A 14,057-nucleotide genomic window follows, 5' to 3' on the forward strand; every position below is an offset into this window, starting at 1 on the left:
GGTGTGTGATGCCGAGATCCCAAAGCGGCGACGGCAAGACCTACGGGGGTGTCGTCAAGGACCCCCTCGACCTGCGCGACCTGGTCTACGAAAGCGGCCTCTTCGAGCTGCCCTTCGCGATCGACAACCGTCCCTTCGTGCCGGTGATCCTGGACCAGGGGCAGGAGGGCGCCTGCACCGGCTTCGGCCTGGCCGCTGTGGTGAACTTCCTGCACCACAACCGCTCCGACTTCACCGCCGCCCGGCGCAAGACCTACAAGAAGAAAGAGAACGGCGCCAGTGCGCGCATGCTCTACGAGATGGCCAAGCGCTACGACGAGTGGCAGGGCGAGAACTACGACGGCTCTTCCATCCGCGGCGCCATGAAGGGCTGGTCGCGCCACGGGGTCTGCACCTGGGGCGACTGGCCCTACGACGCGCGCAAGCCGGGCAAGCTGACGCCGCAGCGCCAGCGCAACGCGCTAAATCATCCACTGGGCGCCTACTACCGGGTGCGCCACCTCTATCTCAACAACATGCAGGCCGCCCTGACCGAGGCCGGCATCCTCTACGCCAGCGCCTCGGTCCACGAAGGCTGGCAGCAGGTCGGCGCCGACGGGATGATCCCCTACAGCAAGAACAAGATCGGCGGCCATGCCTTCGCCATCGTCGGCTACGACGACCGCGGTTTCTGGATCCAGAACTCCTGGGGCCCGCGCTGGGGCGCCAAGGGCTTCTGCCACATCGGCTACGACGACTGGCTGGAGAACGCCTTCGACTGCTGGGTGGCGCGCCTCGGCGTGCCGGCGCTCAGCTTCGCCGGCGGTGATTCCATGGTGCACGGCCGGGCCTCGGAGTTCGGCTTCATCCCCGACGAGTCGGTGGTGCTGGACACCATCCGCCCGCACTTCGTGAACCTGGGCAACGACGGGAACTTCTCGCAGTCCGGCATCTACTCCAGCGACAAGGCGGAGGTCGACGAGGTGGTGCTCGGCGGCTTCAAGAAGACCTCCAAGAACTGGGCCGGGCCAAAGAAGCTCGCCATCTACTGCCACGGCGGTCTCAACAATGAAAAGGCCTCGGCCTCGCGCATCGCCTCGATGCAGCCCTACTTCCTCGGCAACGAGATCTACCCGCTGCACTTCATGTGGGAGACCGGCTTCCTCGATTCCGTGAAGGGGATCGTTCAGGACGCCTTCCGCCGCGGCCGCTTCGAGGGTTGGGCCGACAAGATGAAGGACCGCTTCTTCGACCTGCTGGACGAAGGCGTGGAGCTGGCCTCGCGGCCCCTGGGCAAGCCGGTGTGGAGCCAGATGAAGGACAACGCGATGCGGGCCTCCGGCGCGAACGGCGGCGCCCGCTACACCGCGGCGCGCATCGCCGCCACCTTCGCGGAGCTGGACGGCAAGGCGGAACTGCACCTGGTCGGCCACAGCGCCGGCAGCATCTTCATCGGCCACCTGCTGCCGGTGCTGGTGGAACTGGGGCTGCCGGTGAAGTCGCTGACGCTCTTCGCCCCGGCCTGCACCCTGGAGCTCTTCGACGCCAACATCTCCGGGCACCTGGGCCGGGAGGTGGAGCGCTTCGCGCTCTTCAACCTGACCGACGAGGTGGAGCAGGACGACAATGTCGGCGGCGTCTACCACAAGAGCCTGCTCTACCTGGTGACCGAGGCCTTCGAGACGCGCCACCGCGTACCGCTGCTGGGCATGGAGGCGGGCTTGACGGCGCGCAAGAAGAGGGACAACGCCAGCGCCGCGGAAGAGGCGGAGCGCAAGCTGGTCGAGCGGGTGCGCCGTTCCATCGGCAGCGAGGTCAAGCCGGGCAACGAGAAGACGGTGATCCGCACCCTGGGCCTGCCCCAGGCGGTGAAGCCGAAGTCGAAGAGCACCAGCCACGGCGGCTTCGACAACGACGAAGACACCCTCAACTCCATGCTGCGCGTCATCACCGGCAAGCAGAAGCTGGCGAAGGAGTTCTAGGCGCCTGACAGTCTAGAGGGACGCCTTTCGGATTCAGTTCTGGAAGGCCGCCGCTGTGCGGAGAATTCACGCGGCGGCTGTCGCCGGGCCGTTTTTCCTTCGCCAAGACCTCGGCGGCTCAGGACTGGCGCGCCCGCGCCTCGGGACTTCACGGCAATACAGTATGGTGAAAGGGGGCGGTTTCATTTCTCCGGGGCCACATTTATATCACAGAGTTACTTTGAAACTACGCGGATGGAAGTAATCCCTTTGTGCCGGAAAGCTAATTGCTGCCTTAAAACCAGCCGGATATACTCTGTCGACAATAGGACGCCGCACCTAGGCCGGGGGATGTGCTGAGCCTGTGGCGGCGGCAGACATAGGGTGGAGGGGAGACCATGGCAGTCGCAGGTGAATTACAGGCACTTCCGTTCGGCTCGCTGATCGGCGGACCGCTCGACGCGGCGATCGAGGCCCAGGCCCGCGCGGCCATGTCGTCGGTCAACTTCATCCGCAACATCGGCTTCGACGACAAGGGCGCGGTCCAGAACATCACCTTCACCGCGAAGAAGGGGAAGACCGAGAGCGAGATCACGGTGCCGCTCCTGACCATCGTGCCGATCCCCTTCATCCGCATCGACGAGATGACCATCGACTTCAAGGCCAACGTCTCCTCCAGCACGGAAAGCGAGGACAAGACGGTCCAGTCGGTGAACAAGCAGGCCAAGGTCAACGCCAGCGCGCGCTACCTCTTCTTCAAGGCGAGCCTGGAAGCCTCGATCTCCTCCAAGAAGGATTCGGAGTCGACCAAGAACTCCAAGTACGCGGTGGAGACCACCATCGACGTCCATGTCCACGCCGTGCAGGACGAGCTGCCGGCCGGCCTCGCCAAGATGTTGAACATCCTGGCCGACACCATCCAGGCGCCGCCGGCGATCGCCGAGCAGCCGGGTGGCGGTGGCGGCGGCGGAGGCGGCGGGGGAAACTGATCGCGCTGGGGCCGTCTGAAGACGGCAAGCTGCCGGGCCGTCCCAGCGCTGTCACGCGTTTCCGCCGGGTGCAGACCCGCCTGTGGTGCGGGCTGATCGGCTGGCTGGGCGGCTGGCGTGCGGGGCGCAACCCGGCGTAGTCTGGGGAAGCGGCGGGGCGAAGGCCCGGCGCCGAGGGGGAGGCAAAGCAAGACCGAATGGCCGATCTTCAGCAGATCGTTGGCGCTATCCTGCGCGACCTGGCGAAAGCGCGCTTCAGCGCCGACCTCTATTCACGCTCGATCTCCCGCTACTACGAGAACGACTACCTGCTGCGCCGCTTTCCGGTGCCGCGCGCCGATGTGGAGGAGGTCGAGCTGGACCTCAAGTTCTCCATCGCCGGCGTGCCCGACAGCGAGGTCAACCACGAAAGCCAGGAAGCCAACGCGGCGGTGCTCTTCGAGCGCTCGGTGGAGCGCCTGGTCGCCACCTTCCTCGATCTCGCCGGGAGGCGCGAGCTGGACGACGACGCGCTGGCCGCGACCCGCAAGAAGTACATCAGCAAGGGCTTCACCTCGACCGTGCTGCGCATCGAGATGCGCCAGAAGGTGCTGCGCTACTTCATCGAGTCCTACACCCACCTGATCGACGACAACGGCAACTTCAACCTCGACATGGCGCTGGCCGACCTGGAGCGGCCCTTCCGCTGGGCGCTGGAGCAGTACGCCCTGGACGGCGTCGCCGCCACCGAGGAGGGCGAGCGGGAGATGAAGCAGGCGCTCTACGGGCTGGTGCAGCCGGTGGTGGCCCATGCGGACATCAAGAAGGTGGTGGCCGCCATGGGCGAGCCGATCAAGACCATCTGGCAGGGCAACAGCGACGCGCGCCTGGAGATCATGGTCGAGGGCGGCCAGCTCTCGCAGCTCGGTGAGGCGGCGCTCTCCAGCCTGAAGATCAAGGCCGTGGTGCGCAACATGGTGTGGACCGAGGTGAAGGTCGGTGACCACGTCACGCGCCACGCCCTGACGTCGGAGTGAGCGCTTGACCTCCGGGTGATCTGAAGCCGGAATAGGCGGCGGGAAGGTGTGAGATGGCGGGCGACAACGGCAATGGCAATGACGGTCAGGTGACCGCGGCCGGCGGCAATGGCAATGGCAATGGCGGCAATGGCGGCAATGGCGGCAATGGCGGCAATGGCGCCGGTGACGGCGGCGCCGGTCCGCGCGCTTCCGGCGACCTGCCGGAGCCGCAGAGCGGCGTGCTCTCCCTCTCCCAGCTGATCGGCGCGCCGATCCACGCCCTGGTCGACGCCGAGGCGCAGTCGGCCATGGCCACGGCCCGCTTCGTGCGCGCCGTCGGCTTCACCGGCCCGAAAGAAGGTGAGCCTGGCAGCATGGGCGACCTCGGCGATCTGCAGATGGCGCGTTTCACCCGCCGGCGCCGCAACGCCGACGGCACCGAGGAAGACGTGGAGGTGCAGATCCCGCTGCTCTCCATGCTTCCCATCCCGGCCCTGCAGATCAAGGATGCGGAGCTGGACTACACCGTGAAGATCGTTCAGACCGAGGCCCTGCCGCAGCGCCAGGCGGAGGTGAACCAGCTCATCAAGCCGCAGGACGCGGGTCCGCTGCGCGAGCCGCCGGCCACCCTGCGCGCCACCTTCGCGCGCGAGCCGCGCGCGGGCGACCGCCGCTCCGTCGACATGCTGGTGAAGATGAAGCTGAGGATCGAGCAGGCCGACATGCCCAGCGGCCTGGCGCAGCTGCTGGCACTGGCCAGCGAGACCACGCGGCAGACGCCGCTGCCGCCGCCCGAGACGCCGCCGGCCCGCTCCGGCAACCGCAAGCGCCGGAGCCGCAACAATGGCTGAGCCGCAACCCGACGCGACGACGCCGGGCCGGATCCCCTGTCCCGACTGCGGGCAGACGCTGGCGCTGCCCATCGCGGCGGTGCTGAGCGGCCAGCCCATCGTCTGCGCCGCCTGCGGCCTGGAGCTCCAAGTGAAGCGCGAGGACTCGGCCGAGGCTCTCGCGGCGCTGGGGCGCTGGTACGAGGAGACCGCGCCGGCCCGCGCCGCCGCCGCTGCTCCGCAATCCGAACCTCGCCGCCGCCGCCGCTAGCCTTGTCCTTCTACGAAAGCCGTTTCCGTCCCTGGCTGGACGACCCCGCGGGCTGGCCCGACTGGCTGCTGACGCCGGAAGAGGCGGCGGGCTTCGCCGCGGACCAGGCCGCCGCCGGCGCCGAAGCCGCGGCGCGCCTCACCAACCTCTACGGCGAGCAGGCCGACACCTTCGGCGCGGCGGGTCTGGTCGAGGCCCTGGCGGCGCAGTCCCTGGACGCCGCCGACCTGCAGGCCGTGGCGCTCGCGATCGCCGCCGCCGACTATCATCGCGAACGGCTGCCGGTGCCGCGGGCCGAGGTCGGCGGCATCACCAACCCCCGCAACCGGCCGGTCTGGGAAAAGCTACGCCCCTACCTGGTGGCGCGCTGCCGGGCGGCGCTGGCGGCCCAGGGCGCCGAGGCGCTGCAGTGGCGGGCGATCCTGGGGCGGGTGCCGGACAACTGGCTGCCGGCGGCCCAGCTCACCCGCGCTCTGCAGCAGGAACTGAACGCCAGCGGCCTGTTCAGCGAGGTCGAGGTGACCCTGGAGCTGAACCCGCCGGTCGCCGGCGGCGGGCGCTGGATCGCCATGCAGTGCCGCGGCACCCTGGCCGAGCTGCGCCGGCGCCTGCCGGCCCGCGAGCCCTGCCTGGTCGAGCTGATCCGCGATGCCGAGGACGCGGCGCCGCAGTGGGCGGTGGCCTACCGCCTGGAGGACGAGCTGAGTCTGGGCCGCGACGGGGTCGAGCGCGTGCGTCTCTGGTTCCACGATCCGCGGCGCGGCGGTGCGGAGGTGAGCCTGCGCATCACGCTGGCCGATGACCGCATCCAGGCGGTCGAGACTCCCGCACCGGAGGCGGGGGCGGCGGTGAAGGCCTTGCGCCTCGTAAAGCTGGAACCGGGGGAACCGCCGCGCTTCGGCTGGCGGCGCTGGTTCAGGCGCGCCCATCCCTGGGGCGCCTTCTGGTGGCTGAAACGGCTCTGGCTGCTGCGCTTCAGCCGCGCGCCCGGTTGAGGCACGGCAAGCACGTCTCGCCCTTCGAGACGCCCGCCGATGCGGGCTCCTCAGCATGAGGGATTTTCTCTTTATGCCATAAAGATTTGACCTCATCCTGAGGAGCCTGGCCGGGCGATAGCGCGGACAGGTGTCTCGAAGGACGCAGGGCGGCTGATGCAATACCCTGATTTCGCGAATCCCGCATTTCTGGAAGACCACATCCGGCGCACGCTGGCGTTCTACGAACCCAATGTCTTCGATCCGGCGGGCGGCTTCTTCCAGCACTTCCGCGACGACGGCAGCGTCTATGACCGGGAGACGCGGCACCTGGTCTCCTCCGCCCGCTTCGTCTTCAACTACGCCCTGGCGGCGCGGCGCTTCGGCGGCGAAGAACACCTCGCCTGGGCCCTGCATGGCCTGGCCTTCCTGGAAGAACGCCACCGCCAGCCTTCGGGCGGCTACGCCTGGGTGCTGGACGGCGACGGCGTGAAGGACGCCACCAACCACTGCTACGGCCTGGCCTTCGTCATGCTGGCCGGGGCCACGGCGCTGCTGGCCGGGCTGCCGCAGGGTCGCCAGAGCCTGGAGCGGGCCTGGGAGGTCATGGAGACGCGCTTCTGGGACGCCGAGCACGGCCTCTACAGGGACGAGGCGTCGCCCGATTTCTCCGAGGTCAGCCCCTACCGCGGCCAGAACGCGAACATGCACGCCTGCGAGGCGCTGCTCTGGGCCTTCGAGGCGACCGGGGAGGCGCGCTATATCGACCGCGCGGCGCTTTTGGCCGACAAGGTGACGCGGCGCCAGGCGGCGCTCGCCGGCGGGCTGATCTGGGAGCACTACCGTCCCGACTGGTCGGTCGATTGGGACTATAACCGCGATAATCCCAAACACCTCTTCCGCCCCTGGGGCTTCCAGCCGGGCCACCAGACCGAGTGGGCCAAGCTGCTGCTGATCCTCGATCGCCACCGGCCCGAACCCTGGCACCTGCAGGTCGCGCGGGACCTCTTCGACCGCGCGGTGGACCTCGCCTGGGACGAAGTCCACGGCGGCCTCTGCTACGGCTTCGACCCGGAGGGCCGGATCTGCGACGGCGACAAGTACTTCTGGGTCCAGGCCGAGAGCTTCGCGGCGGCCAAGCTGCTGGAACTGGCGACGGAGGAGGCCCACTACCGGGATTGGTACCAGCGTCTCTGGCAGTATTCCTGGGACCACATGATCGACCACGACCACGGCGCCTGGTTCCGCATCCTGACGCGCGACAACAGGAAGTACGACGACCTGAAGTCCCCCGCCGGCAAGACCGACTATCACACCATGGGCGCCTGCTACGAAGTGCTGCGGGCGCTGGGCGCCTGAATCGCACAATTTTCCTTGGCGGTCAGGGCGTTGGCGGGTCTAGGCTTGGGCCATGCACGATTCCCTCTTTGCCCGTATCGACGCCAAGCGTGACGATCTGGTCGAACTGACCCGCGATCTCATCCGCTTCCCCACGGTGAACCCGCCGGGCGAGGCCTACACGCCCTGTGCCGAGTTCCTCGGCGATCGCCTGCAGGCGCGCGGCTTTGAGGTCGGCTATCACCGTGGCGAGGGGGCGGCGGGGGACTCGGACAAGTATCCGCGCACCAACGTGGTGGCGCGCAAGGAAGGCACGCGGCCCGGCCCCTGCATCCATTTCAACGGCCACATCGACGTGGTGGCGGTGGGCCAGGGCTGGACGGTGCCGCCCTTCGACGGCCTGGTGCGCGACGGCAAGGTCTACGGGCGCGGCGCCTGCGACATGAAGGGCGGCCTCGCCGCCGCCGTCATCGCTGTCGAGGCCCTCTTGGAAGAACACAACGACCTGCCCGGCGCGCTGGAGGTCTCCGGCACCGTCGACGAGGAGACCGGCGGCTACGGCGGCGTCGGCTACCTGGCCAAGCAGGGCTTCTTCTCGCGCCCGCGCGTCGACCATGTGATCATCCCGGAACCGCTGAACGTCGACCGGGTCTGCATCGGCCACCGCGGCGTCTGGTGGGCGGAGATCGAAACCCACGGCCGCATCGCCCACGGCTCCATGCCCTTCCTCGGCGACTGCGCGGTGCGCCACATGGGCGCCTTCCTGCAGAAGCTGGAAAGCGAGCTCTATCCGGCCCTGGCGGAAAAGCACACCGAGATGCCGGTGGTGCCCGAAGGCGCGCGCCAGTCGACCCTCAACATCAACTCCATCCACGGCGGCCTCAGCGAAGACTTCGACGGCCTGCCGGCGCCCCTGGTGCCGGACTCCTGCCGCCTGGTGCTGGACCGCCGCTACCTGATCGAGGAAGACCCGGAGGAGGTGAAGCGGGAGATCGTCGCCCTGCTGGAAAGCCTGAAGCACGACCGCGAAGGCTTCGACTACGCCCTGCGCGAGGTGCTGGCCTTCCAACCGACCATGACCGACCCGGAGGCGCCGGTAGTGCGCGCCGTTTCCGAAGCGATCGAGGAAGTGCTGGGCAGGCCGGCCGAGCAGGTGGTCTCGCCGGGCACCTACGACCAGAAGCACATCGTGCGCGTCGGCCACCTGGAGGACTGCATCGCCTACGGGCCCGGCATCCTGGACCTGGCGCACCAGCCCGACGAGTACGTCGGCATCGACGACATGGTGGCCTCGGCCAAGGTCATGGCCGCCGCGACTTTGGCGCTTTTGGGGGAGGCGGGCGCCCGCTAAACTCCCGCTATGATAAGAAAAGCGGCCGGTCTTCCCGCCGGACCGCGCGAAAGAACGGAGGCAGAGCAGGACTCATGAAACCGTTTATTGCCCGTGCGTGCGCAGCCGCTCTCATTGCTTGTGGGACCCTCGCGGGGGCGTCCACGGTGCAGGCCGCCAAGGACAGCCTGGTCCTCGCCATGGTGCTGGAGCCGCCGCACCTCGACCCGACGGCCGGCGCGGCGGCGGCCATCGACGAGGTGGTCTACGCCAACATCTTCGAGGGGCTGACCCGCATCGACCGCAACGGCGCGGTGAAGCCGGCGCTGGCCGAGAGCTGGACGGTGAGCGACGACGGCCTGACCTATACCTTCAAGCTGCACCAGGGCGTGACCTTCCACGACGGCACGGCCTTCGACTCCGCCGACGTGAAATTCTCCCTCGACCGTGCCCTGGCCGAGGACAGCACCAACGCGCAGAAGGGCCTCTTCGCCCCCATTGCCTCGGTCGAAGCGCCCGATGCGTCCACCGTGGTCATCACCCTGAAGCAGGCGGCGGGCAATTTCCTCTTCAACCTCGGCTGGGGCGACGCGGTCATCGTGGCGCCGGAGAGCGCCGCGACCAACAACGCAGAGCCCGTCGGCACCGGCCCCTTCAAGTTCGACCGCTGGGTCAAGGGCGACCGCATCGAGATGTCGCGCAACCCCGACTACTGGGGCACGCCGGCCAAGCTGGCCAAGGCGACCATCAAGATCATCCCCGACCCCGCCGCCGCCACCGCGGCGCTGCTGGCCGGCGACGTGGACGCCTTCGCGAATTTCCCGGCGCCGGAGGCCCTAGCCCAGTTCGAGGGCGATCCGCGCTTCACCGTGAAGGTCGGCTCCACCGAGGGCGAGACCATCCTGGCGATGAACAACGGGCGCAAGGCGCTGAGCGATCTCCGCGTGCGCCGGGCGCTCGCCCATGCCGTGGACCGCAAGGCGGTGGTCGACGGCGCCATGTTCGGCTACGGCACGCCCATCGGCACCCACTTCGCCCCGCACCACCCGGCCTATGTCGACCTCACCGGGCGCTACCCCTATGACCGGGAGAAGGCCCAGGCCCTGCTGACCGAGGCCGGTTACGGCGACGGCCTGACGCTCAGTCTCAAGCTGCCGCCGCCCAGCTACGCGCGCCGCGGCGGGGAGATCATCGCCGCCCAGCTCGCCGCCGTCGGCGTGCAGACGAAGATCGAGCAGCTGGAATGGAAGGGCTGGCTGGAGCAGGTCTTCAAGGCCAAGGACTACGACCTCACCATCGTCTCCCATACCGAGCCCATGGACATCGGCATCTATGCCCGCGACGACTACTATTTCGACTACCACGACGCGGACTTCCAGGCGCTGATGACAAAGCTGGAGGCGACCGTGGCGGAGAAGGGCCGCTATGCCATCCTCGCCGAAGCGCAGAAGAAGCTGGCCGAGGACTCGGTGAACGTCTTCCTCTTCCAGCTCGCCAAGCACGGCGTGTGGAACAAGGACGTCATGGGCCTCTGGGAGAACAGCCCGGTGCAGGCCAACGACCTGACGGAAGTCTATTGGAAGTAAGACCCGACCTAGCCTCGGCTAGAAAGTTCCTCCTCCCCCCTTGCGGGGGAGGATTGAGGAGGGGGGTCGGCGTAAGCCGTCAGCGATGGATCAAGCGGAACCACCGCATCCCCCCCACCCTAGCCCTCCCCCACAAGGGGGGAGGGGATATCCTTGCGGCTGCTCCGTAGCGTTCCATGGCCCTCTTCCTGCTGCAGCGCCTGACCGCCCTGGTCGTCACCCTGCTGGTCGCCAGCCTGGTGGTCTTCCTGGTGATGGAGGTGCTGCCCGGCGACCCGGCGGCGGTCATGCTGGGCATCAACGCGCGGCCGGACACCCTGGCGGCCCTGCGCCAGCAGATGGGCCTCGACCTGCCGGCGGCGCAGCGCTACGTCCTCTGGCTCGGCGGCCTGGCCAGCGGTGACCTGGGCACCAGCTACACCTACGGCGTCTCGGTCTGGGAACTGGTGCGCGAGCGTCTCGGCCTCTCCCTGCCGCTGGCCCTCATCGCCATCTGCCTTTCCACGGCGCTGGCCATTCCGCTGGGCGTGCTGGCGGCGGCGCGACGCGGCCGCGCGGCGGACGCGGGCGTCATGGGCTTCACCCAGCTCGGCATCGCGATCCCCAATTTCTGGTTCGCCATCCTGCTGATCCTGCTGTTCGGCGTACACTGGCAGATCCTGCCGGCCGGCGGCTTTGCCGGCTGGGAGGCCGGGGCCTGGCCGGCGCTGAAGACGCTGATCCTGCCGGCGGTGGCGCTGGCCCTGCCGCAGGCGGCGATCCTGGCCCGGGTCACCCGCTCCTCGGTGCTGGAGACCCTGGGCGAGGACTTCGTGCGCACCGCCCGCGCCAAGGGCCTGACGCGCTCTGCCGCGTTGTGGCGCCACGCCGTGCGCAACGCCCTCATCCCCGTGGTGACGATCATGGGCCTGCAATTCTCCTTCCTGCTGGCCGGCACCATCATCATCGAGAACGTCTTCTACCTGCCGGGCCTGGGGCGCCTGGTCTTCCAGGCCATCGCCCAGCACGACCTCATCGTGGTGAAGGACCTGGTGATGCTGCTGGCCGCCGCCGTGGTGGTGGTGAACTTCCTGGTCGACCTGGCCTATGCCGTCATCGACCCGCGCCTGCGCGGAGGCCGGTCCTATGAGTGAGCTAGGACGAAGCGAACCGGCGGCGGTGTGGCGCGAGTACTGGACGCGCGGGCGCGGTTCCGCCGCCTTCGTCTTCGGCTTGGGCGTAACGGCGCTGCTCATCGCCGTGGCGCTGGTCTCCCTGGTCTGGACGCCCCATCCCATCGACGCCATCGATATCCCGAACCGTATGCAGCCGCCCTCGGCTGATCATTGGCTGGGCACCGACCTCTATGGGCGCGACGTGCTGTCCCGCCTCATGGCCGGGGCGGTGAACTCCATCGCCGTCTCCCTGGTCGCCGTCGGCATCGGCGCCGGGCTGGGCGTGCCGCTGGGCGCGCTGGCCGCCGCGCGGCGCGGTCTGGTCGAGGAAGTGGTGATGCGCTTCAACGACTTCACCTTCGCCTTCCCGGCGCTGCTCTCCGCCGTGATGATCACCGCCGTGCTCGGCCCCGGCGCCATTAATTCAATCATCGCCATCGGCATCTTCAACATTCCCGTCTTCGCGCGGCTGACGCGCGGCGCCTCGCTGTCCCTCTGGAAGCGCGACTTCGTGCTGGCCGCGCGGGTCGCCGGCAAGGGCCGGACGCGCATCACCGTCGAACACATCCTGCCCAACATCGCCAGCCTGCTCATCGTGCAGATGACCATCCAGTTCGCCCTGGCGATCCTGGCGGAGGCGGGCCTCAGCTACCTCGGCCTCGGCACCCAGCCGCCGGCACCGTCCTGGGGCAAGATGCTGAACGAGGCGCAGACCCTCATGAGCCTCGCGCCGCACCTGGCGATCTTCCCGGGCCTGGCCATCATGGTGACGGTGCTGGGCTTGAACCTGCTGGGCGACGGCCTGCGCGACCTGCTGGACCCGCGCCTCCGGAGGCAGCGATGACCCTGCTCTCCGTCACCGACCTCTGCGTTACCCTCGACACACCCGACGGGCCGGCGCCCATCCTGCAGGACGTCTCCTTCGAGCTGGCGGCGGGGCAGAGCCTCGGCATCGTCGGCGAGTCGGGCTGCGGCAAGTCGATGACCGCCCTGGCGCTCATGGGGCTGCTGCCGGCCCAGGCGCGGGTTGCCGGCGAGATCGAGTTCGAGGGAGAGAACCTGCTGGCGCTGCCGGAGGCGCAACTCTGCAATATCCGCGGACGCCGCCTCGCCATGGTGTTCCAGGAACCCATGACGGCGCTCAACCCGGTGAAGACCATCGGCTTCCAGGTGGCAGAGGGCCTGCGCTGGCATCTCGGCCTGTCGCGCGGCGCGGCGGAAGCGCGGGCGGTGAAGCTGCTGGCGCGCGTCGGCCTGCCGCAGCCGCGCTTCTCGCCCGACCTCTATCCGCACCAGCTTTCCGGCGGGCAGCGTCAGCGCGTGGTCATCGCCATGGCGCTGGCCTGCGAGCCGGCCTTGCTCATCGCCGACGAGCCGACCACGGCCCTGGACGTCACCAGTCAGGCGGCGATCCTCGACCTGCTGGCCGAGGTGACGGAGGCGGCGGGGCTCGCCCTGCTGCTCATCACCCACGACCTGGCGGTGGTCTGGCAGAACACGGCGCGCATGCTGGTGATGTACGCCGGGCGCGTGGTGGAGCGCGGCGCCACCCCGGCGGTCTTCGAGCGCATGGCGCACCCCTACACCCGCGGCCTCTTCGCCGCTTCTCCGGGGGCCTTGGAGGCCGCCCTGCCCGCCGGCCGGCGCCTTGCCACTATTCCCGGCCAGGTGCCCGATCCGCGCCACCGCCCCGCCGGCTGCGTTTTCGCCGGGCGCTGTCCGCGCGTCCAGGACGACTGCCTGCCCGCGCAGCCGGCCGAGCGCGCCCTCGACGCCGCCCACGGCGTCGCCTGCCTGCACCCCTGCCTGGAAGAGGAGGGCGTGCCATGAGCGGCGACGACGTCCTGCTCAAGGTCGAGAACCTGACCCTCGACTACGCCCTGCCGCGCCGCCGGCTCTTCGCGGCGCCGCCGCGTCACCGCGCCCTCGACGACGTTTCCCTGACCCTGGCGCGCGGCGAGAGCCTGGCGGTGGTCGGCGAGTCGGGCAGCGGCAAGTCGACCCTGGCCCGCACCATCCTCGCTCTGGAGGCGCCGACCGCGGGCCGCGTCACGCTCTGCGGCAAGGACGTCTTCGCCGCGTCGCCGGGCGAGCTGCGCAAGCTGCGCCGCCACGCCCAGATGGTCTTTCAGGATCCCTACGGTTCGCTCGACCCGCGCCGCAAGGTGGGCTGGATCGTCGCCGAGCCACTCGACGCGCTGGAGCGGGTCGGCCGCGCGGAGAAGCTTGCGCGCATCGCCGAAGTGCTGGGCTCCGTGGGCCTGAAGGAGAGCGACGCCGACAGGTTCCCGCACGAGTTCTCCGGCGGCCAGCGCCAGCGCATCGCCATCGCCCGCGCCCTCATCACCCGTCCCGACCTGATCGTCGCCGACGAAGCGGTCTCGGCCCTCGACGTCTCGGTGCAGGCCCAGGTGCTGAACCTCTTCATGGACCTGCGCGAGAGCCTGGGGCTCAGCTACCTCTTCATCAGCCACGACCTGGCCGTGGTCCGCCAGGTGGCCGACCGGGTGATCGTCATGCGCGACGGCAAAATCGTGGAGGAGGGGGAAACGGAGGCAGTGTTCGGCGCCCCGCGGCATCCCTACACCCGGGCGCTGCTGGCGGCGGTGCCGCGCATCGGCGGGCCGCGCCGGCGGGCCGTCTAAAA

Annotated in this window: 13 protein-coding genes; all 13 read left to right on the forward strand. The window is 69.1% G+C overall.

The window, feature by feature from the left end; genetic code table 11:
- Nucleotides 1-8 precede the first annotated feature (8 nt).
- Nucleotides 9-1,961 carry a C1 family peptidase gene (locus tag H7X47_RS03190; RefSeq protein ID WP_193367144.1) on the forward strand — a complete coding sequence of 651 codons (1,953 nt, stop codon included), beginning with the start codon at nucleotides 9-11 and terminating at the stop codon, nucleotides 1,959-1,961.
- A 377-nt stretch (nucleotides 1,962-2,338) separates the two neighbouring features.
- Complete coding sequence (locus tag H7X47_RS03195) at nucleotides 2,339-2,929, forward strand: DUF2589 domain-containing protein (RefSeq protein WP_193367145.1); 591 nt, start codon at nucleotides 2,339-2,341, stop codon at nucleotides 2,927-2,929.
- A gap of 197 nt (nucleotides 2,930-3,126) precedes the next feature.
- The gene (locus tag H7X47_RS03200) at nucleotides 3,127-3,945 is read left to right on the forward strand and encodes a hypothetical protein (RefSeq protein WP_193367146.1); all 819 of its coding nucleotides are present in this window, start codon (nucleotides 3,127-3,129) and stop codon (nucleotides 3,943-3,945) included.
- Nucleotides 3,946-3,998: 53 nt separating this feature from the next.
- Nucleotides 3,999-4,778 (forward strand): DUF2589 domain-containing protein, encoded by a 780-nt coding sequence (locus tag H7X47_RS03205; protein WP_193367147.1) that lies wholly within the window; start codon nucleotides 3,999-4,001, stop codon nucleotides 4,776-4,778.
- Entirely contained in the window at nucleotides 4,771-5,028 is a 258-nt protein-coding gene (locus H7X47_RS03210) for a hypothetical protein (protein WP_193367148.1), read from the forward strand. The genes H7X47_RS03205 and H7X47_RS03210 overlap by 8 nt, the downstream gene beginning before the upstream one ends.
- Nucleotides 5,029-5,030: 2 nt before the next feature.
- Nucleotides 5,031-6,023 (forward strand): hypothetical protein, encoded by a 993-nt coding sequence (locus tag H7X47_RS03215; protein ID WP_193367149.1) that lies wholly within the window; start codon nucleotides 5,031-5,033, stop codon nucleotides 6,021-6,023.
- A 156-nt stretch (nucleotides 6,024-6,179) separates the two neighbouring features.
- Nucleotides 6,180-7,361, forward strand: a complete 1,182-nt coding sequence (locus H7X47_RS03220) for an AGE family epimerase/isomerase (RefSeq protein ID WP_193367150.1) — start codon at nucleotides 6,180-6,182, stop codon at nucleotides 7,359-7,361.
- A 52-nt stretch (nucleotides 7,362-7,413) separates the two neighbouring features.
- Nucleotides 7,414-8,691 carry an acetylornithine deacetylase/succinyl-diaminopimelate desuccinylase family protein gene (locus H7X47_RS03225; RefSeq protein ID WP_193367151.1) on the forward strand — a complete coding sequence of 426 codons (1,278 nt, stop codon included), beginning with the start codon at nucleotides 7,414-7,416 and terminating at the stop codon, nucleotides 8,689-8,691.
- Between the two features lie 146 nt (nucleotides 8,692-8,837).
- Complete coding sequence (locus H7X47_RS03230) at nucleotides 8,838-10,256, forward strand: ABC transporter substrate-binding protein (RefSeq protein WP_322096446.1); 1,419 nt, start codon at nucleotides 8,838-8,840, stop codon at nucleotides 10,254-10,256.
- Nucleotides 10,257-10,432: 176 nt separating this feature from the next.
- A complete protein-coding gene (locus H7X47_RS03235; protein ID WP_193367153.1) occupies nucleotides 10,433-11,389 on the forward strand; it encodes an ABC transporter permease in 957 nt (318 codons plus the stop codon).
- Nucleotides 11,382-12,254: an ABC transporter permease gene (locus H7X47_RS03240; RefSeq protein WP_193367154.1), complete on the forward strand. Its 873-nt coding sequence runs from the start codon at nucleotides 11,382-11,384 to the stop codon at nucleotides 12,252-12,254. Before H7X47_RS03235 ends, H7X47_RS03240 begins: the two co-directional genes overlap by 8 nt.
- Complete coding sequence (locus H7X47_RS03245; RefSeq protein WP_193367155.1) at nucleotides 12,251-13,240, forward strand: ABC transporter ATP-binding protein; 990 nt, start codon at nucleotides 12,251-12,253, stop codon at nucleotides 13,238-13,240. The genes H7X47_RS03240 and H7X47_RS03245 overlap by 4 nt, the downstream gene beginning before the upstream one ends.
- A complete protein-coding gene (locus H7X47_RS03250; RefSeq protein ID WP_193367156.1) occupies nucleotides 13,237-14,055 on the forward strand; it encodes an ATP-binding cassette domain-containing protein in 819 nt (272 codons plus the stop codon). Before H7X47_RS03245 ends, H7X47_RS03250 begins: the two co-directional genes overlap by 4 nt.
- Nucleotides 14,056-14,057 lie beyond the last annotated feature (2 nt).

The organism is Pelagibius marinus, from assembly GCF_014925385.1.
GTDB lineage: Bacteria > Pseudomonadota > Alphaproteobacteria > Kiloniellales > Kiloniellaceae > Pelagibius > Pelagibius marinus.

Coding starts and splice junctions, on each gene's coding strand:
- H7X47_RS03245 (WP_193367155.1), top strand. CDS start 12,251: ATGACCCTGCTCTCCGTCACCGACCTCTGCGTTACCCTCGACACACCC.
- H7X47_RS03195 (WP_193367145.1), top strand. CDS start 2,339: ATGGCAGTCGCAGGTGAATTACAGGCACTTCCGTTCGGCTCGCTGATC.
- H7X47_RS03250 (WP_193367156.1), top strand. CDS start 13,237: ATGAGCGGCGACGACGTCCTGCTCAAGGTCGAGAACCTGACCCTCGAC.
- H7X47_RS03200 (WP_193367146.1), top strand. CDS start 3,127: ATGGCCGATCTTCAGCAGATCGTTGGCGCTATCCTGCGCGACCTGGCG.
- H7X47_RS03220 (WP_193367150.1), top strand. CDS start 6,180: ATGCAATACCCTGATTTCGCGAATCCCGCATTTCTGGAAGACCACATC.
- H7X47_RS03225 (WP_193367151.1), top strand. CDS start 7,414: ATGCACGATTCCCTCTTTGCCCGTATCGACGCCAAGCGTGACGATCTG.
- H7X47_RS03240 (WP_193367154.1), top strand. CDS start 11,382: ATGAGTGAGCTAGGACGAAGCGAACCGGCGGCGGTGTGGCGCGAGTAC.
- H7X47_RS03190 (WP_193367144.1), top strand. CDS start 9: ATGCCGAGATCCCAAAGCGGCGACGGCAAGACCTACGGGGGTGTCGTC.
- H7X47_RS03210 (WP_193367148.1), top strand. CDS start 4,771: ATGGCTGAGCCGCAACCCGACGCGACGACGCCGGGCCGGATCCCCTGT.
- H7X47_RS03235 (WP_193367153.1), top strand. CDS start 10,433: ATGGCCCTCTTCCTGCTGCAGCGCCTGACCGCCCTGGTCGTCACCCTG.
- H7X47_RS03205 (WP_193367147.1), top strand. CDS start 3,999: ATGGCGGGCGACAACGGCAATGGCAATGACGGTCAGGTGACCGCGGCC.